This is a genomic window from Pseudomonas sp. BF-RE-25, assembly GCF_019956105.1.
Classification (GTDB): Bacteria; Pseudomonadota; Gammaproteobacteria; order Pseudomonadales; family Pseudomonadaceae; genus Aquipseudomonas; species Aquipseudomonas migulae.
The window spans coordinates 98886-117226 of record NZ_JAHBDB010000011.1; the positions used below are offsets into that span (position 1 = coordinate 98886).

Sequence of the window (18341 nt, forward strand, 5' to 3'; positions counted from 1 at the left end):
ATCTGCATTGATGGTGCCTGACCCACCGCTATCGCCAGCAAGCTGGCTCCTACAGGGATGTGTTCATCCCGAGCGGATTATTTGCCGGCGTTGATGGTTGCCGTCTTGATTGCGCCCAGCTCCAGGTCCCATTTTTTCAGGATGGTCTGATAGCTGCCGTCATCGATCATGCTTTGCAACGCAACCTTCACCGCTTCGCTCAGCTCAGGCTTTTTGTTGCTCAGGCCCATGCCGGAGAACTGCACGGAAATCGGCTGGCCGACCGTTTTGTACATGTCCTTTTCCTGAGTCTTCAGGTACGACAAGGTCTCGCTGCCTTGCATCGCGGCATCGATACGGCTCTGACGCAGTTGCGCACGGGCATCCGCCGAGCCTTCGGTGCCGATCACCACGATGGCCGGTTTGCCGGCGGCTTCGCAGTTGGCCTTGCTGTATTCAGCGATTTCCGCCGGGAACGTGGTCCGGCGGCTGGTGCCGACTTTCTTGCCGCACAGGTCGGTGATTTCGTTGAAGTCCTTGTTCTTCTGCAGGGTGTAGAACTGCGGACCGCTGGTGAAATAGTCGACGAAGGTCACGCTGGCCTGACGCTCTTTGGTGTCGGTCATGCCCGACAGCACCATATCGACGCGGTCGGTGGTCAGGGCGTTGATCATTTGCTCGAAGCCGGTTTCCTGCCATTTGATCTTCACGCCCAGACGTTCGGCCAGGGCGTTGCCCAGATCAACGTCCACACCGGTGAGGGTATTGGTGGCCGGGTCCTTGAAATCCATCGGCGGGTAGTTCGGCATGATCGCGACGACGATCTCGCCTTTTTCCTTGATGCTGGCCGGCAATTCGGCGGCGAAGCTGACGCTGGATGCCATCAGGCCTGCGAGTACTGCTGGGATTACGATGTTCTTCATGGTCGTTCTCTTATGTGTGTTGTTACGCCAGCCGGCGCTTAGGTTCGAACGGCAGAAATGAAGCTTTGGGTGCGCGGGTTTTGCGGACTTATTAGTATTTCTTCGGGGCTTCCTGCCTCCACGATCTGCCCGCCGTCCATGAACACCATGCGGTTGGATACTTCGCGAGCGAAGCCCAGTTCATGGGTGACGACGATCATGGTCATGCCGGATTGCGCGAGATCGCGCATCACCGACAGCACCTCACCGACCAGTTCCGGGTCGAGTGCCGAAGTGGGTTCATCGAACAGCATCAGCTTGGGCCGCATGGCCAATGCGCGAGCAATGGCGACACGTTGTTGCTGACCACCCGAAAGCTCGATCGGGTAGCTGTTGCGCTTGTCGGCCAGGCCGACACGGGCGAGCAGTTCCAAGGCTTCTTCGTGCGCCTCTTTGGGCGAACGCTTGAGCACCTGGCACGGCCCTTCGATGATGTTTTGCAGCACAGTCATGTGCGGAAACAGATTGAAACGCTGGAACACCATGCCGGTGGCCAGGCGTTGACGGGCGATCTGAGACTCGTTGAGTTCGTGCAGTTTGTTGCCGACGATGCGGTAACCCACCAGCTCGCCGTCGACCCACAGGCCGCCCTTGTCGATTTTTTCCAGCTGGTTGACGCAACGCAGCAAGGTGCTTTTGCCGGAGCCGGACGGGCCGATGATGCACAGCACTTCGCCTTGCTCGACTTCGATGTTGATGTCCTTGAGGGCGTGGAAATGGTCGTAATACTTGTTCAGGCTCACGGCCTTGACGATGCTTCTCATGTTCGATTCCTCAAGAACGCTTGCCGGCGCCGCGAGCGAAACGACGCTCCAGACGGCTTTGACCAAAGGACAGCACGGTGACCGTGGCCAGGTACCAGATACCCGCGACGATCAGCAGCTCCATCACCCGGGCGTTGGCGTAGTAGATGTTCTGGGCGTTGTAGAGCAGCTCCGAGTACTGGATGACACTCGCCAGCGAGGTCATTTTCACCATGCCGATAAACTCGTTGCCGACTGGTGGAATGATGATCCGCATGGCCTGCGGCAGGATGATCCGGCGCAGCGCTTGCAGGCGTGGCATGCCGATCGACTTGGCGGCTTCGTACTGCCCGGTGTCCACCGACAGCAGACCGGCGCGCACCACCTCAGCGGTGTAGGCGCCCTGGTTGATGCTCAAGCCGAGGAGGGCGGCCACGAACGGCGTCATCAGGCTCACGGTGTCCATTTCGAACACGCCGGGGATGCCGATGGTGGGGAAGATCAGCGCCAGGTTGAACCACAACAGCAGTTGAAGGATCAGTGGTGTGCCTCGGAACAGCCAGGTGTAGGTCACTGCCACGTAGCGCAGGATCGGGTTGGCCGACATGCGCATGATCGCCGTGATCACCCCGAACACAATGCCCAGCCCCATCGCCAGCACGGCCATGACGATGGTATTGAGCAAGCCCCACATGATCGCCTGGGACGTGAGGAACTGGCCGATGTACGACCATTCGATCTTGCCTTCGGCGAAGGCCCGCACCAGGCCGATGATCGCGATGACGATGACCGTGGCGAAAAAGATCCGCCCGTAGTAACGCCGTGGCACATGATCGTACTGGGTGATATCGAACTGGTTTTCCGCCAGTTTGCGCTCCGCCTGGAGTCGTTCTGCCTGAGTCTGGCTCATGTTGTTTCTCCGAACACTGGTATTACATTCCCTTTGTAGGAGCCGGCTTGCCGGCGATGGTGTGTCAGCTAAATTGATGTCGACTGACACTCCATCGCCAGCAAGCTGGCTCCTACAAGGGTTTTGCGTTGTCTATCAGAGGCGGAAGCCCTGATAGTTCTCGGTCCATTCGTGTTGCGCGGCGAGGGCGGTCTTCAACCGTCCGATCTGCTCGCGCACCTGCTGCGGCGCCGTACCACCCCAACCGCTACGGGCGGCGATGGCGGCTTCCAGCGTCAGGCTGTCGCGTACTTCCGGGGTCAGGCGCGAATCGATCTCGGCCAACAGTGCCGGCGAGGCTTCCCACAACTCGATTTCGTGTTTCTCACAGGCCTGAACCAGCGCGCCGGTGATTTCATGGGCTTCCTTGAACGGCACGCCGCGCACTGCCAGCCAGTCGGCCACTTCGGTCGCGAGGGTGAACCCGAGCGGTGCCTGACGGCGCAACTCTTCAACGTTGACCTTCATGGTCGCGACCATCCCGGCCATGGCGGGCAGCACCAGCAGCAAGGTGTCGACGCTGTCGAGCACGCCGTTCTTGTCTTCGCTCAAGTCGCGGTTATACGACAGCGGCAGGGATTTCAGGGTGGAGAGCAGGCCGGTGAGGTTACCGATCAGGCGACCTGCCTTGCCCCGGGCCAGCTCGGCAATGTCCGGGTTTTTCTTCTGCGGCATGATCGAGCTGCCGGTGGCGTAGGCATCGTCCAGTGCGACCCAGCGAAATTGCCGCGAAGACCATAGGCAGAATTCTTCCGCGAGGCGCGAAATGTTGATCCCGAGCATGCTGGCGATAAACAGGAACTCGGCGACGTGATCGCGGCTGGCCACGGCGTCGATGGAGTTTTCGCAGACGCCGCTGTAACCCATTTCCTTGGCCGACTGTTGCGGCAGGCGCGCGATGGCGGAACCGGCCATGGCAGCGGCGCCGAGTGGCGACAGCGAGGTGCGGATGTCCCAGTCCACCAGCCGTTGCACGTCACGCAGCATCGATTGGGCGTGAGCGAGCAAGTGGTGAGCAAAGACGATCGGTTGCGCCTGTTGCAGGTGAGTGAAACCGGGGCAGATGCTTTCGATGTGTTGTTCGGCCTGGTCGACCAGCGCTTGTTGCAAGGCCAGCACTTCGACGGCCAGGGTCCGCACGTGGTCCCGCAGGAACAGACGCAGATCGTTGGCGGTCTGGTCGTTGCGCGAACGGCCGGCGCGCAGCTTGCCGCCCAATGGGCCGAGGCGCTCGGTCAGCAGGCGTTCGATGAAGGTGTGGACGTCTTCGTCATCCAGCGTTGGCGCGATGCTGCCGGCTTTGAAGTCAGCGCCGATACCTTCCAGCGCGGCCAGCATGGTGTGGGTTTCCTGCTCGCTCAACAGCCCGGCGCGTTGCAGTTCACGGGCATGGGCCTTGGAACCGGCGAGGTCGTACGGGGTCAGGCGAAAGTAGCGCTCAGGGCAACGGGACAGGGCCGCCAGGGCTTCGGATGGGCCGCTTTTGAAGCGGGCACCCCAGAGACGGTCGGTGGTTTGAGACATTGTTGTTTTCCTCGTCGGTAAAGCGAACTGAAATTGATGCGCAGAGCCGGGAAGACCCGCCGGAAATAATTCGGGCGTGGTTCGGCCTAAGCAGTTTTCAAGAGGGCAGTTGCAGCGTTGCGAGAGCTGATCGAAGTGTCAGCTTTTAGTAGTTCGAAATCAGTGAGTTGGCACTGAAGTACGGGGATTATTAGCGGTTGCCAAGCCTGGTTTTCTGTGTTCATTATTATTGGCCAGCTATGTTTTTGTTGTTGGACACAGGTTGTTGAATAGAGCGCCAGAGGTAAATAAGCATTATGGAAACCCCACTTTCCAATTCCGGAAACCCGGCGCCAAAAACGGTGCATCGGGCGCCACTGGCCCTCAGCGGGCTGGATTTCAAACTGCTCAAAGTGTTCAAGGCCGTGGTCGAGGCCGGTGGTTTCAGTGCGGCGCAGAACGAGCTGAATGTGGGGCTGGCGGCCATCAGCAAACAGATCTCCGACCTTGAAATTCGCATCGGCATGCGCTTGTGCACCCGAGGTCGCGAGGGCTTTCATCTGACCGAAGAAGGCCGCCTGGTGTATCAGGCGTCGATTGATTTATTTGCCTCGGTCGACAACTTTCGCGACCGGCTTAGTTCGGCGCAGAACGAACTTATTGGCGACTTGGGTGTGGGGGTTATTGATAACACTATTTCCGATCTTAATTCACCGTTAGTTGCAGCGCTTAGACGGATAAATGAAGAGTCGCCGAAAGTAAGGTTTCAACTTCAGGCGTCACAACTGGATGAAATTGAAAGAGGGGTCGTAGAGGGGCGCCTGGTGGCCGGTATAGTGCCGGTTTATCAGAAACGCGAAGAGTTCGACTATTACACGCTGTATGAAGAACGCTCGCAGGTTTACTGCGCGATCGGCCACCCGTTGTTCTCGGTGCCGGACGCAGAAATCGGCAGCAACGTGCTCAAGGATTACGAGTGCATCAACCACCGCTACGCGATCCACCGCGACAAACTGAATTTTGCCCGGTACGACAGTTTTTCCGCCTCGGCCACCCAGGTGGAAGCCGTGGCGCTGCTGATCAAGACCGGGCGTTTCGTGGGTTTTCTACCGCAGCATTACGCCGCGTCGATGGTCGCTCAAGGGCAATTTCGCGCGGTGCGGCCGGACCTCATTCACATCAGCACGCCGTTCAATCTGATCCTGCGTCACAACACCGTGCGCAGTCCGTTGGTGAAGGCGTTTGCCCAGGCGTTGGGCGTTGATTTGAAGGTGCCTGTTTGTTAATCAAACTTTACTGACACCATCAAACTGTAGGAGCTGGCTTGCCAGCGATAGCAATCAAAAGATCACCACAAAGTCCAAGGTCCTCATCGCCGGCAAGCCGGCTCCTACAGTGTTTTGCGTATGCCTCTGTCAATCACGCAACAACCGAAGCCACTGGCCATTGTTGATGCGGAATCGGTAACTTGCGCGAGTCGCCTCGCCCCATCGGAAAGTACATAAACCCGCTGCGCGCCAACCGGTCTGCGTCATACAGATTGCGTCCATCGAATATCACCGGCGCTTTCAATCGTTGCTGGATCAGATTGAAATCCGGCGCCTTGAACTGCTGCCATTCGGTGCAGATGATTAACGCATCAGCGCCGGCCAGCACCGATTCCGGGGTGCCCATGAGCATCAGCTTCGCTTCGTCGGGATACAAATGCTGGGTTTCCTGCATCGCCTCCGGGTCGAACGCCCGCACGCTGGCACCGGCGGCCCACAGCGATTCCAGGAGTACCCGACTCGGCGCGTCGCGCATGTCGTCGGTGTTGGGCTTGAACGCCAGACCCCACACAGCAAACGTCTTGCCGCGCAAATCGCCTTTGTAGAATGCGTTGATGCGCTCGAACAGTTTGTGTTTCTGCCGCTGGTTGATGGCTTCCACCGCTTGCAGCAGGTCGCTGGAGCAATGCGCTTCCTCGGCGCTGTGGATCAAGGCGCGCATGTCCTTGGGGAAACACGAACCGCCGTAACCGCAGCCGGGATAGATGAAGTGGTAGCCGATGCGCGAATCGGCGCCGATGCCCAGGCGTACCGATTCGATGTCGGCACCGAGGTGTTCGGCCAGTTCGGCGATCTGGTTGATGAAGCTGATCTTGGTCGCCAGCATGCAGTTGGCGGCGTACTTGGTCAGCTCGGCGCTGCGCAGGTCCATGAACATTATCCGGTCATGGTTGCGGTTGAACGGTGCGTAGAGGTCGCGCATGACATCGCGCACGTCATCGTTTTCGCAACCGATGATGATACGGTCCGGGCGCCGACAATCGGCGACGGCCGAACCTTCTTTCAAGAACTCCGGATTGGAGACGATATCGAACTGCAGCAACCGGCCGACCTTGATCAGGCACTTGTCGATGTGCGAGCGCAAGGTATCGCCGGTGCCCACGGGAACGGTGGATTTCTCCACCAGAATCACCGGCTGCTCGCGGTGGCGGGCCACCGCTTCGCCCACCGACAGCACGTAGCGCAAATCCGCCGAACCATCGTCCCGGGACGGCGTGCCCACCGCAATGAACAACACCTGGCCGTGTTGCACCGCGAATTTTTCATCAGTGGTGAACTGCAACCGCTTGGCCTCCAGGCTTTCGCGCACGAGGCTGGCCAGCCCCGGCTCGAAAATGCTCACGTGGCCTTGTTGCAGCAACTCGACTTTTTTCTCGTCGATGTCCATGCAAACTACGTCGTGGCCGACTTCAGCCAGGACAGCGGCCTGCACCAGGCCGACGTAACCGCTACCAAATACACTGATTTTCATAGGTCACTCCTGAGTGTGGACGCGTGAGCAGGTCGAGCGTTGATGGTGATGACGCCCAGAATGACCAGGGCCACCCCGAGGCTTTTGGAAAGGCTGAAGTCTTCGTTGAACACCGGCAGGACGGCGGCCAGCAGGTACACCAGCGCGTAGCTGATGCTCAGCAGCGAGTAAGCCCGGCCCAGCGGCACATCGCGCAGGGCCAAGAGCCAGCTGAGCATCGACAGGGCATAAGCGAGGATCGCGGCCAGCACCACGGCGACGGCGCTCGGGTCGAGGCTGGCGGTCAGCAAGTGCTCCGGTGACGGCAGGCGCGTCATGCTCCAGCGCATGCCCAACTGCGCGGCACTGCCGAGCAGCACGCTGCCCAGGGCGAAGGCGATGCCCCGGCGCAGGCTCATGCGTTCAACCCCAGCAAAATCACGCCGCCGATCACCAGCGCCACGCCCAACCCGTGGCGGCGGTCGATGGTTTCGTGGAAGACAAAGCGAGCGATCAGGGTGATCAGCACAAAATTGAGGCTCAACATCGGATAGGCGACGCCGACTTCAAGTCGCTGCAACACCAGCAGCCATACCAGCAAACCAGCGCCCAGCGCGGCGAGGGCCAGCCATAGCCATGGCGAGCGCAGTTTTTCGCCCCAGCCCGACGTCTTGCCGCGCCAGTTCTCCACGGCGTATTTCTGGGCGATCTGGCCCAGGCAGGTCAGCAGGCAGGCCGCCAATACCAGCAACAGGCTCATGACGCACCCTGAGGGAATATCAAAATCACAAGGTTGCCTTGTTCATAGCGCTTGCCATCCTTGGGCAAGCGGTCGATTTCATGCAGCTCGTCTTCACCCTTGACCCGCATCAGCACGCCTACCGAGCCACGCTGACGGGCGTCGTGCATCCACTGTTGCACGCGATCAGGGTCGACGCGTTGCGACGCGCCGTCAGGATAAGCGAGGCCATATTTCAGTTCGCCTATCGTGTTGTATAACGCCACGTCCGGGCGCTTCAGGCGCCAGGCCAGGGCCGAAGCGGCGCCCAGATCGTTGCTCAACAAACTGGCGGTCTCGCCGAGCTCCCTGGCATGCTCAAGGACAAACTGGTCGGGCATTTTGTTCGCCACCACCGATTCGGGTATGGCCGCCGGCAAGACCCCGACCAGCAGCAGACTGCCGAAGGCCGGCGCCGCCCAGCATTGCAAGGGCCGGAACGCTTGCAGAAGGTTGGCCATGATCCAGCCGATCAGGCCGATGAACACCAGCACCAGGTTGTGCAGCTCGTGGTCGTACAGCGGTTTCTTAAGTTGCAGGTACACCAAAGTGAAGAGGGTGGTCAGGCCCAGCATGAGATTGAGCAAACCATTGAGGCCCAGTACCCGGCCTTGCTCCAGCCGCAAGCGATCCGCCAGCGCATGCCCCAGCAGCAAGGCCAGTGGCAACAGGCACGGCATGATGTAGGTGGGCAACTTGCCGTTGCTCAGGCTGAAAAACAGCAGCGGCATCAGCAACCACAACAGCAGGAAAGCGATGTTTGCCTGCCTGCGGGTTTGCCATGCCTGACGAAGTGCAGACGGCAGCAGCACCACCCACGGCAGACTGAACGCCACCAGCAACGGCAGATAAAACCACCACGGCGCGTCATGCTGCGCGTCCTCACTGGCGAACCGACGGATGTGCTCGTGCCAGAAGAAAAACCGCCAGTAATCGGGCTCCTGCGCGTGCACCGCCAAGGCCCAGGGCAGGCTCACGGCGATGGCCACGGCAATTGCCAGCGGGCCGTAGATCAACAGTTCACGCCAGCGTTTTTGCCAGAGCATCCAGGGCAGGGCGATCAGCACCGGCAGCAGCCAGGCGAGAAAGCCCTTGGTCAAGAAGCCCATGCCACAGGCCAGGCCCAGTGTTGCCCAGGCAATCAGGCGCCGGGCGCGGGTGGCGCTGTCCAACGCGAACCACAAGGCGACCAGGCTCAGGTTGACCCAGAAAGTGAACTGCGGATCGAGATTGGCGTAGCCGGCTTGCCCGGCGACCACGGTGAAACTCATGTACAGCAACGCGCAGGCAAAGCTTTTGCGGGGCTCGTTCCACAGCCGGCGGGCGATCAAGTAACACAGCATCACACTGAGCCCGGTACTGATGGCCGAAGCAATCCGCACCCCGAACAGATTGTCGCCAAACAGTGCCTGGCCAAGGGCGATCATCCAGTACCCGGCCACCGGTTTTTCGAAATAGCGCAGGCTCATGAAATGCGGAGAGATCCAATTGCCGCTCAAGAGCATGTCCTGGCTGATCTGCGCGTAACGGGTTTCATCGGGAATCCACAGACCGTGGGTGCCCATCGGCAGCAGGTAGCCCAGCAGGAAAAGCCCCAGCAGCAGCGGCAGTACCCAGCGTTTACTCATGCACCTTGCACTCCCAGCCAGCCTTCACGACCGTCGAGCGTGCCGCGCACTACACGACCGGTCGGCAAGGTGCCTGGCGCCTTGGGCAGCAGGTCGCCCAAGGGTTGAAAACGGATACCTCGCTGGCGCGCAGCGGCCAGCAGTTGACGAAAATCGTTGGCCATCAGAATCCCTTCTACTTCGGCGTGGATCGTATAGACGTTGAGTTTTTCCGGGGAGAATCGATCGAGAATGAATCCGTTGAAGTCCTTGGACGCGAGCGCTGGGCCAACCACTTCATCGAAGGTCGGCAGGTCCACCGGAATCTGCGGTGCCCCCAAACCACCCCCGGCCAGAGTCGGCTGGAACAGGCTGTGGCCACGGCAATCGCTGTTGTAGCGAAAGCCGAAAGCCTGCTTGGCCTCGATCACGCGCTCGTCCGCGCGCCAGCCAGCGGCTGCCGAGCACTCGATTTTTTGCCCGAGGATGTCGCCGAGCGTGTCCACGCCCTGGCGAATCTGCTCGATCAACTGTGCGTCGCTCCAGCGCCCGGCATTGGCCTGCCAGCCGTGGTGATCCCAGGCATGCAGGCCGACTTCATGACCTGCATGCCGGGCCTGGCGCATCAAGTGCCCGAGGTCGCGACCAATGAGTTTGCCCGGCCATGCGGTGCCGGCCAACAGGATGTCCCAGCCGTACAGCCCGGCGGCGTTGGAGCGCAGCATCTTCCACAGGAACTGCGGACGGATCAGGCGCCACAAGTGGCGCCCCATGTTGTCCGGCCCGACACTGAAGAAAAAAGTCGCTTTGACCTGCGCTTCATCGAGCATCTCCAGCAACCGGGGCACTCCTTCCCGAGTACCCCGGTAGGTGTCGACATCGATTCGAAGGCCTGCCTGCATCAGAGCTTGTCCGCGATTTCGAGCATCGCTTCACGCAAGAAGAAATCCAGGGTATTGCCGATGGTTTCGCTCATCTGCACGGTCGGCGCCCAGTCCAAAAGGCGTTTGGCGTTATCGATGCTCGGTTTGCGGTGGGACACGTCCTGGTAACCGGTGCCGTAGAACGCCTTGCTTTCGACGTCGCGGAAGCCGGCGAACGGCGGGAAGTTGTCGCGCAGCGGGTGCGCTTCGAACTGGCGCAGCAGCTCCTCGCCCAACTGACGGATGCTGGCTTCGTTGTCCGGGTTGCCGATGTTGATGATCTGGCCGTTGCAGGCATCGTTGTCGTTATCGATGATCCGCGCCAACGCTTCGACGCCGTCGGCGATGTCGGTGAAGCAGCGTTTTTGCTCACCGCCATCGAACAGGCGAATCGGCGTGCCTTCCACCAGGTTGAGGATCAGTTGCGTGATCGCCCGGGAGCTGCCGATTCGCGCCGAGTCCAGTCGGTCGAGGCGCGGGCCCATCCAGTTGAAGGGGCGGAACAGGGTGAAGTTCAGACCTTTCTGGCCGTACGCCCAGATCACGCGGTCGAGCAATTGCTTGGAGGTCGAGTAGATCCAGCGCTGCTTGTTGATCGGCCCGACCACAAGGTTGGAAGTGTCTTCGTCGAAATACTGATCCTGGCACATGCCATAGACTTCTGAAGTCGAGGGGAAGATCACGCGCTTCTTGTATTTGACGCAGTAGCGAACCAGTTTCAGGTTTTCTTCGAAGTCCAGCTCGAACACACGCAGCGGGTTGCGGGTGTACTCGATCGGCGTGGCGATCGCCACCAGCGGCAGGACCACGTCGCATTTCTTGATGTGGTACTCGATCCACTCGGAGTGAATGCTGATGTCGCCTTCGACGAAGTGGAAATGCGGATGGCTGCGCAGGCGTTCGATGGCGTCCGAGCCGATATCCAGGCCGTAGACCTCGTAGCGGTCGTCACGCAGCAAACGTTCGGACAAGTGATTGCCGATGAAGCCGTTGACGCCGAGGATCAACACGCGGGTGCGACGTGGCGCGCGCCCTGATTCGGCACCGCGCAGCACAGAACCGTCGACCAGCCCCAGTTCGTTGGCCAGTTGCGGGCCGCTCAGGTACAAACCATTATCGTTGCGTTGGCCGGCAGTGATCACCAGGGAATCTTCGCCGCAGGCAATACGCAGCGGATCGACGCTGATGACCCGGCCCGGTGCCTGACCTTCGTTGCCCTGGGCGACTTCGGCGCTCCAGACGATCAGCTTGTGCTCACCCACCGCGCAGAAAGCGCCGGGATAAGGCTGGGTCACGGCGCGTACCAGATTGAACAGTTCTTCGGCCGGTTTTTGCCAAATCAGTTTGCCATCGGCCGGGGTGCGGCGACCAAACACCGTGGCTTTCGATTCGTCCTGCGGGGTCTCGCTGACTTTCCCGGCGAGCAACGCCGGCAGCGTGTCGCGCAGCAGGTCGGTAGCGGCCACGCGCAACTTGCCGTGCAGGCTCAGCGCGGTGTCGTTTCGCTCTATCGCGACTTTTTTCTGGGCGAGAATCGCACCGGCATCGGCACGCTTGACCATGCGGTGCAGGGTCACGCCGGTTTCGCTTTCACCGTTGACCAGCACCCAGTTGGCCGGCGCACGACCGCGATAGCGCGGCAGCAACGAGCCGTGCAGGTTGAACGCGCCCTTAGTGGCCGTGGCCAGCAACGGCTCGCTGAGCAGGTGGCGGTAGTAAAACGAGAACAGGTAATCGGGGTTGAGCTTGGCGATGCGTTCGATCCACAGCGGATGATTGACGTCTTCCGGCGCGTGCACCGGGATCCCCTTACGGGCGCACAGTTGCGCAACCGAGCCGTAGAAGGCGTTTTCCTGCGGATCATCGGCATGGGTGAACACGGCGGCAATTTCGTAACCGCTGGCGAGCAGGGTTTCGATGCCGGCACAGCCAATATCGTGATAGGCGAAGACAACAGCTTTTGCGCTCATGAGAGAACCTGATCTGAAGAGGTGGAAGTGAGGCCGTCGACGGTGACCACAGGCGCCGGGGTGGCCGGCTGGCCGCGCAGGACTTTTTCGATGAAGAACCGCGGACGGGCGCGAACGTCGCTGTACATGCGCCCGAGGTACTCGCCCAAAAGCCCCATGCCGATGAACTGGCCGCCGGTGAACACGAACAGCACGGCGAACAGCACGAACGTACCGTCACCGGCCCAACTGGCACCGAACACCAGCCGCAGGACGATCAACGCCATGGCGAATGCCACGCCCAGTCCGGCCATGGCGAAGCCGACGATGCTCAGCAACCGCAGCGGCGTGGTGGTCATGCACGTGATCAGGTCGAACATCAGATTGACCAGGCGCATGGGGCTGTACTTCGATTCGCCGTGTTCGCGCTCGGCGTGGGTCACCAGGATTTCCGTGGTGTGCCGGGCGAAGCTGTTGGCCAGGATCGGAATGAACGTGCTGCGTTCACGGCAGGCGAGCATGGCGTCGACAATGGTCCGGCGGTAAGCCCGGAGCATGCAGCCGTAGTCGCTCATGGCGACGCCGGTGGAGCGCTGCACGGCGAGGTTGATCAGCTTCGACGGCCAACGGCGCAGGGCCGAGTCCTGGCGGTTGTTGCGCACCGTGGCGACCACGTCATAGCCGAGTTCGGCCTGAGCCACCAACCGTGGAATTTCTTCGGGCGGGTTTTGCAGATCGGCATCGAGGGTGATGACGACATCGCCCTTGCACTGCTCGAAACCGGCCATGATTGCCGCGTGCTGCCCGTAATTGCGGTTGAGAATGACCGCCACCACCGGGCTGCACTCGCGACTGGCGGCTTCTTCAAGTATCTGCGCCGAGTGGTCGCGGCTGCCGTCGTCGACCAATACGATTTCATAGTCATGGTGCAATTGCTGGCACGCCGCTTCGGTGCGCCTGAGCAATTCGGGCAGGCTGTCCTGTTCGTTGTAGACCGGGATGACAATTGACACGCAACGGATTGGGTAAGGTTTCACAGGCGTCTGTCCACAGTGGCTTCGATGGCGCTGACCACTCGGTCGACGTCGTCGTGGGTCATGTCGGGGAACAACGGGATCGAACACAGGCGCGCCGAGTTCCATTCGGTGTTGGGTAAGTAAATATTGGGGAATCGCTGGCGGTAGTAGGTGTGCAGGTGAGTGGCGATGAAGTGAATGCCGGTGCCGATGTTTTGTTCCTGCAGGGCTTTCATGAACGCCTCACGGTCCAGCCCGCAGCGCTCGGTGTCGATGCGCAGGATGAACAAGTGCCAGGCGTGCTGCTGCGGGTAGGCCGGAATCGCCAGCGGTTGCACCGGTGAGCCTTCCAGCCGTTGCCGGTAAGTCTTGGCCAGTTCGGTGCGCTTGGCGTTGATCTGGTCCAGGCGCTCCAGTTGCACCAAAGCAATGGCGGCATTGATGTCGGCCAGGTTGTATTTAAACCCCGGTTCGATCACCTGGGCCTGGGGTTTGCGGCCGTGGGTCAGGCGGTCGTAGGCATCGACGCCGAGGCCGTGAAACTTGAGCATGCGCACTCGACTGGCCAGCGCTTCATCATCCGTGACGAACATCGCGCCCTCGGCACAGGTCATGTTCTTGATCGCGTGGAACGAGAAGATCGCCGTGCCTTTCGCGCCGACGTGACGATTTTTGTAGCGGGTTCCGGCGGCGTGGGCGGCGTCTTCAATAACGGGGATGCCGTGTTTGTCGGCCAACGCATAGAGCGGGTCGAGATCGAACGCGGCGCCAGCATAATGCACCGGAATGATTGCCCGGGTGCGCGGGGTGATGGCCGCTTCAATGTGCTCCACATTGCTCATCAGCGTGTCGCGGTCAACGTCGACGAACACCGGTGTCGCGCCCAGCAGACAGATCATGTTGGCGGTGGAGACCCAGGTCTGGGACGGCGTGATCACTTCATCGCCGGGACCAATGCCCAAGGCCAGTAATGTGACGTGCATGGCGCCGGTCGCCGAGGAAAGTGCCACGGCATGACGGCAACCCACGTAGTTGGCGAAGTGTTCTTCCAGTTGCTGGTTTTTCGGTCCGGTAGTGATCCAGCCGGAGCGCAATACTTGCTCTACGGCAGCCATTTCTTCATCGCCGATACTGGGGCGGGAGAAGGGGAGAAAAGCCTGACTCATGGGCACCTCAAGGCTGTTGGCTTAGTGGTATGGCTCTAGATAATTCTTGGATCCAATGAAAGCGTAGCCGAACAAATGAAAGCTGCATCAATGAGTTGACTCATCATGCTGACAATCCGCTTTCATTGACTTTTCCTGCCTGGACCGGCAGGTTGGGAGCCCCTTGCGGCTCACCGTATTCATAAGAGGTTAGGCGCGTTTTTGTGAAAGGAACATGAAAAACCGGTCGTTGAATCGTTTTTCTGACAGCTATTAAGCCCATGTTCAGACTACTGCCGTTCATCGCGTTTTTAGTAGAAAGGTCCTACAGAAGTGTTCCGCTTTATATGAAGGATGTTTCAATCCTTAGTTGTTTTATTGATCTGTTTCCACTCAAGGCCGTTTTGTTTTGATTGACTTACCTGTTGCTGATTCAACTGCTGCAAAGAGCCCGATGACCGTGTATCTGGCGCGACTGGCGCCGTCCAGCCAACTGACCATGCGTTATGTGTTGCAGGATGCCGCCGACCGTCTGGGCTTCGAAGACATGAACGTCGAGGAAATTCCCTGGCACGAGCTTCAGCCCGAGGATGTGATCGCGCTGGTCGCGGCACTGCGTGAGGATGGCTACGCGCCGAATACGTCGTCGCTGTACGTCAACGCTGTGCGCGGGGTGATGAACGAAGCATGGCGCATGAGCCTGATCAGCCAGGAACACTTGCTGAAAATGCGTTCGGTCAAAGGAATTGCCGGAACGCGACTGTCCCAGGGGCGCAACCTGCGGCGCTCGCTGATTCAGGAAATGATGGCGGTCTGTGCCGCGGACCCACGGCCACAGGGCCTGCGAGACGCGGCGATCATCGGGATTCTGTATGGCTCGGGCATGCGCAAGTCGGAATCAGTGAACCTGGACCTCGATCAGGTGGATTTCACCGAGCGCAGCCTGCGGGTGACCGCCAAAGGCAACAAGCAACTGATCAAATACGCACCGGCCTGGGCATTCGCCAAGCTGGATGCCTGGCTGGAGCTGCGCCGCTCGCAACTCAAGGACGGCGAAGTGGACGATCCGTTCCTGTTCAATCGCATTCGCCGTGGCAGCCACATCACCCGTGAGCGCATCACCAAGCACGCGATCTATTACATCGCCCGCCAGCGCGGTGCGCAGGTCGGGGTGAAGATCATGCCTCACGATTTTCGCCGCTCGTTCATTACCCGGGTGATCGAGGAGCATGACCTGTCGATCGCGCAGAAACTCGCCCATCACAGCAATATCCAGACAACCGCCAACTACGACGTGCGGGATGACAACGAGCGGCGACGGGCCGTGGATCGTTTCGACCTTTAAGCTTCGCTCAACACGTGGGCGTGACCGATGGTCGAGACGTGCACCGCACTGCCGGTGGGGGGCGCGTACAGGCCCGAACTGCGCACCATGAGTGTGCGGCCGGGCTGCTCGGCGGATGGCAGCGACTCCAGTTCCACGGTCAAGGTGCAGGTATTGCCGCTGAAATCCCGCTCGGTCACCACCGCGCGGCACCCGGTGGCCTCCACCGCACTCGGCACGATGCCGACCACCTGCAGCTGCTCGGGCCGCAGCATGATCTGCGCGCAACGGTTGTTGCGATGGTTGTTGACCGGGATCCGCCCCAGATCACAATGCGCCCAGCCAGCCTCGATCCTGGCGGGCATGACCACCGCATCGCCGAGGAACAGCGCGGTTTGTTCGTCACCGGGGTAGCGGTAGAGGTCCAGTGGATGACCTGACTGCACCAGTTGGCCCTCACGCATGACCGCCAGTTGATCGGCAAACGACAGCGCCTCGCTTTGGTCATGGGTCACCAGGATGGTGGTGACCCCGGCGTCTGCCAGCAACCGCGCGACCAGTTTGCGCATGGCCGCGCGCAAGCCTGTGTCGAGCGCGGAAAACGGCTCATCGAGCAACATCAGGCGCGGCTGTTGCGCCAGTGCCCGCGCTAGAGCCACACGTTGTTGCTGGCCGCCGGAAAGCTCGTGGGGCCAACGATTGGCCATGCTGGAATCCAGTGCGACGCTGTCCATCAGTTCAGCAATTCGCTCCTGTTTTTGCGCACCTTTGATCGACAGGCCGAAACCGATGTTGGCGGCGACGGTCATGTGCGGGAACAGGGCGCCGTCCTGCGGGACATAACCTATCTGACGTTGGTGCGCCGGGACTTCGTGGGTGTCGTCCACCAACGTCTGGCCGTTGAGTGTCAGGCGACCCCAGTCCGGAAACTCGAAACCGGCGATCATGCGCAACAAGGTGGTTTTGCCCGAACCGGAAGGCCCGACGATCACCGTGCGGCTGCCCGTTGGCACCGACAGGCTGATGTTTTCCAGGGCGCGTTGCGAGCCATAGGATTTGCAGATCGAATGCAGTTCAAGAGCGTTCATCGGCCAGCCGTTTTTTTGGATTGGTGATAGAGGAGCCCGGTCAACGGAAGTGACAGCAGGATCATCAGCAAGGCATATGGCGCGGCAGCGGCGTAGTCGATCTCGCTGGTCAACGCCCAGAACCCGGTCGCCAGCGTGCGCGTGCCGTTCGGCGCGAGCAGCAAGGTGGCGGTCAATTCATTGGTGATCGCCAGAAACACCAGCGCGGCACCCGCGGCCGCACCGGGCGCGGCGAGGCGCAGGGTAATCAGCCACAGTGCGCGACCGGGCGAGCGACCGAGACTGCGCGCGATGTTCTCCAGCTCCACCGGCGCCTGGGCGATGCCGGCCCGCAAGCTGACCAGCGCACGGGGTAAAAACATCAGCAGATACGCCAGCAGCACGGTGATCGTGGTCTGATAAATCGGCCGGGCGAAATGTACCGTGACGGTCACCAAGGCCAGGGCGACCACAATGCCCGGCAATGAGCTGGTGATGTAGTTGCAGCTTTCGAGGACCCGTTGCAGCCGCCCCGGCGAGCGGATCGACAGCCAGGCAATCGGGATCGCCGCACAGGTGGTGAGGGCCGCACCCGCAATCCCCAGCAGCAGCGTCTGTTGCAGTGCCGGTATCAAGTCGTCCATCTGCCAGACGTGCACACCACCGGCGATCAGCCACTTGCCCAAGGTGATCAACGGCACCCCGAGCGCGAGGGCGCAGGTCACGATTTGCAAGGTCAGCGCGAGCACGGTGGGCACCTTTTTCAGGCGCACGAGCTGCTGCTCCCGGGCGCTGCCGGAACCCACGCGGGCATAACGCGCATTGCCACGCGCCGTCGATTCGACGGTGAGCATCGCCAGGCAGCACAGCGCGAGAACACTGGCCAGCATGTTCGCGGCAGGTCCGTTGAAGGTGGATTTGAACTGATCGAAGATCGCCGTGGTGAAGGTGTCGAAGCGGATCATCGCGTACAGGCCATATTCGGCCAGCAGGTGCAGCCCCACCAGCAAGGCGCCGCCGCAAATGGCCAGGCGCAATTGCGGCAGCACGACGCGAAAAAACACGGCCCAGGGCTTGAGCCCCATCGATTGAGCGACATCTTCAATGGCTGGATCGAGCCGACGCAAGGTCGCCGCAATAGGCAAGTAGAGGAAGGGGAAGTAGGCGATGACCGACACCAGAACCCCGGCAAACAGCCCGTGAATCGGCGGCACCAGGCTGACCCAGGCATAGCTGTGGACGAATGCCGGAACCGCCAGCGGCGCGGTTGCCAGTAACGACCACCAGCGTCGCCCCGGCAGGTCGCTGCGCTCGGTCAGCCAGGCCAGTGTCACGCCCAGCGCGATGCACAAGGGGATCGTGATCAACACCAGCAACACCGTATTGATCAACAGCTCGCCAACCCGAGGCCGAAACACCAGCGCCAGCAAGGTCGACCAGCCAGTTTGTACGGACACGCCGATGACAAAGGCGATGGGCAGCAGCGCGAGCAGAGAAACCAGCACCGACAAACCGATCACCCACGCACCGCCGCGACCCACGAACAATCCGCGGGAGCGGCGGCGTAAAGTTGCGGGAATCGCCTCAGCGACGCCCGCGGGTAATGTTTCAGGTATCA

Annotated in this window: 16 protein-coding genes; 2 read left to right on the forward strand and 14 right to left on the reverse strand. The window is 60.6% G+C overall.

Annotated elements, in window-relative coordinates; all coding sequences use genetic code 11:
* Positions 1–77 precede the first annotated feature (77 nt).
* The 4 genes from KGB24_RS06165 to argH form a co-directional block, all read right to left on the reverse strand.
* Positions 78–902, reverse strand: coding sequence for an ABC transporter substrate-binding protein (locus tag KGB24_RS06165; RefSeq protein WP_008026483.1), 825 nt, complete (start codon positions 900–902; stop codon positions 78–80).
* 38 nt (positions 903–940) lie between these two features.
* On the reverse strand, positions 941–1705 hold the full coding sequence (locus KGB24_RS06170; protein ID WP_008026481.1) for an amino acid ABC transporter ATP-binding protein: 765 nt from the start codon (positions 1703–1705) through the stop codon (positions 941–943).
* Positions 1706–1715: 10 nt separating this feature from the next.
* A complete protein-coding gene (locus KGB24_RS06175; protein ID WP_008026479.1) occupies positions 1716–2594 on the reverse strand; it encodes an amino acid ABC transporter permease in 879 nt (292 codons plus the stop codon).
* A gap of 135 nt (positions 2595–2729) precedes the next feature.
* Entirely contained in the window at positions 2730–4157 is a 1428-nt protein-coding gene (gene argH, locus KGB24_RS06180; RefSeq protein WP_223414290.1) for an argininosuccinate lyase, read from the reverse strand.
* 296 nt (positions 4158–4453) lie between these two features.
* Here argH and KGB24_RS06185 point away from each other — a divergent pair, with 296 nt between their 5' ends.
* Entirely contained in the window at positions 4454–5422 is a 969-nt protein-coding gene (locus KGB24_RS06185) for a LysR family transcriptional regulator (RefSeq protein WP_223414291.1), read from the forward strand.
* 133 nt (positions 5423–5555) lie between these two features.
* On the opposite strand, the gene KGB24_RS06190 is transcribed toward KGB24_RS06185, so the two are convergent.
* Genes KGB24_RS06190 through arnB form a run of 8 tightly spaced genes read right to left on the reverse strand, consistent with a single transcriptional unit; the run spans position 5556 to position 14353 of the window.
* Positions 5556–6935 carry a UDP-glucose dehydrogenase family protein gene (locus KGB24_RS06190; protein ID WP_008026472.1) on the reverse strand — a complete coding sequence of 460 codons (1380 nt, stop codon included), beginning with the start codon at positions 6933–6935 and terminating at the stop codon, positions 5556–5558.
* Entirely contained in the window at positions 6932–7333 is a 402-nt protein-coding gene (arnF, locus tag KGB24_RS06195; protein WP_223414292.1) for a 4-amino-4-deoxy-L-arabinose-phosphoundecaprenol flippase subunit ArnF, read from the reverse strand. The genes KGB24_RS06190 and arnF overlap by 4 nt, the downstream gene beginning before the upstream one ends.
* Positions 7330–7674 carry a 4-amino-4-deoxy-L-arabinose-phosphoundecaprenol flippase subunit ArnE gene (gene arnE / locus KGB24_RS06200; protein ID WP_008026468.1) on the reverse strand — a complete coding sequence of 115 codons (345 nt, stop codon included), beginning with the start codon at positions 7672–7674 and terminating at the stop codon, positions 7330–7332. The genes arnF and arnE overlap by 4 nt, the downstream gene beginning before the upstream one ends.
* Complete coding sequence (gene arnT / locus KGB24_RS06205; RefSeq protein ID WP_223414294.1) at positions 7671–9320, reverse strand: lipid IV(A) 4-amino-4-deoxy-L-arabinosyltransferase; 1650 nt, start codon at positions 9318–9320, stop codon at positions 7671–7673. Before arnT ends, arnE begins: the two co-directional genes overlap by 4 nt.
* Complete coding sequence (gene arnD, locus KGB24_RS06210) at positions 9317–10201, reverse strand: 4-deoxy-4-formamido-L-arabinose-phosphoundecaprenol deformylase (protein ID WP_223414295.1); 885 nt, start codon at positions 10199–10201, stop codon at positions 9317–9319. The genes arnT and arnD overlap by 4 nt, the downstream gene beginning before the upstream one ends.
* The gene (gene arnA, locus KGB24_RS06215; RefSeq protein WP_223414296.1) at positions 10201–12192 is read right to left on the reverse strand and encodes a bifunctional UDP-4-amino-4-deoxy-L-arabinose formyltransferase/UDP-glucuronic acid oxidase ArnA; all 1992 of its coding nucleotides are present in this window, start codon (positions 12190–12192) and stop codon (positions 10201–10203) included. Before arnA ends, arnD begins: the two co-directional genes overlap by 1 nt.
* The gene (arnC, locus tag KGB24_RS06220; RefSeq protein WP_008026458.1) at positions 12189–13208 is read right to left on the reverse strand and encodes an undecaprenyl-phosphate 4-deoxy-4-formamido-L-arabinose transferase; all 1020 of its coding nucleotides are present in this window, start codon (positions 13206–13208) and stop codon (positions 12189–12191) included. The genes arnA and arnC overlap by 4 nt, the downstream gene beginning before the upstream one ends.
* Positions 13205–14353 carry a UDP-4-amino-4-deoxy-L-arabinose aminotransferase gene (arnB, locus tag KGB24_RS06225; RefSeq protein WP_223414297.1) on the reverse strand — a complete coding sequence of 383 codons (1149 nt, stop codon included), beginning with the start codon at positions 14351–14353 and terminating at the stop codon, positions 13205–13207. The genes arnC and arnB overlap by 4 nt, the downstream gene beginning before the upstream one ends.
* Before the next feature lie 433 nt (positions 14354–14786).
* On the opposite strand from arnB, the gene xerC reads away from it, so the two are divergent.
* The gene (xerC, locus tag KGB24_RS06230; protein WP_008026453.1) at positions 14787–15677 is read left to right on the forward strand and encodes a tyrosine recombinase XerC; all 891 of its coding nucleotides are present in this window, start codon (positions 14787–14789) and stop codon (positions 15675–15677) included.
* Here the strand turns inward: xerC and KGB24_RS06235 are convergent.
* Together KGB24_RS06235 and KGB24_RS06240 are read right to left on the reverse strand one after the other, a co-directional pair.
* Positions 15674–16744, reverse strand: coding sequence for an ABC transporter ATP-binding protein (locus tag KGB24_RS06235; protein WP_008026452.1), 1071 nt, complete (start codon positions 16742–16744; stop codon positions 15674–15676). The two genes, xerC and KGB24_RS06235, sit on opposite strands and share 4 nt — an antisense overlap.
* Positions 16741–18339: an ABC transporter permease gene (locus tag KGB24_RS06240; RefSeq protein WP_223414372.1), complete on the reverse strand. Its 1599-nt coding sequence runs from the start codon at positions 18337–18339 to the stop codon at positions 16741–16743. The genes KGB24_RS06235 and KGB24_RS06240 overlap by 4 nt, the downstream gene beginning before the upstream one ends.
* Between the last annotated feature and the right edge of the window lie 2 nt (positions 18340–18341).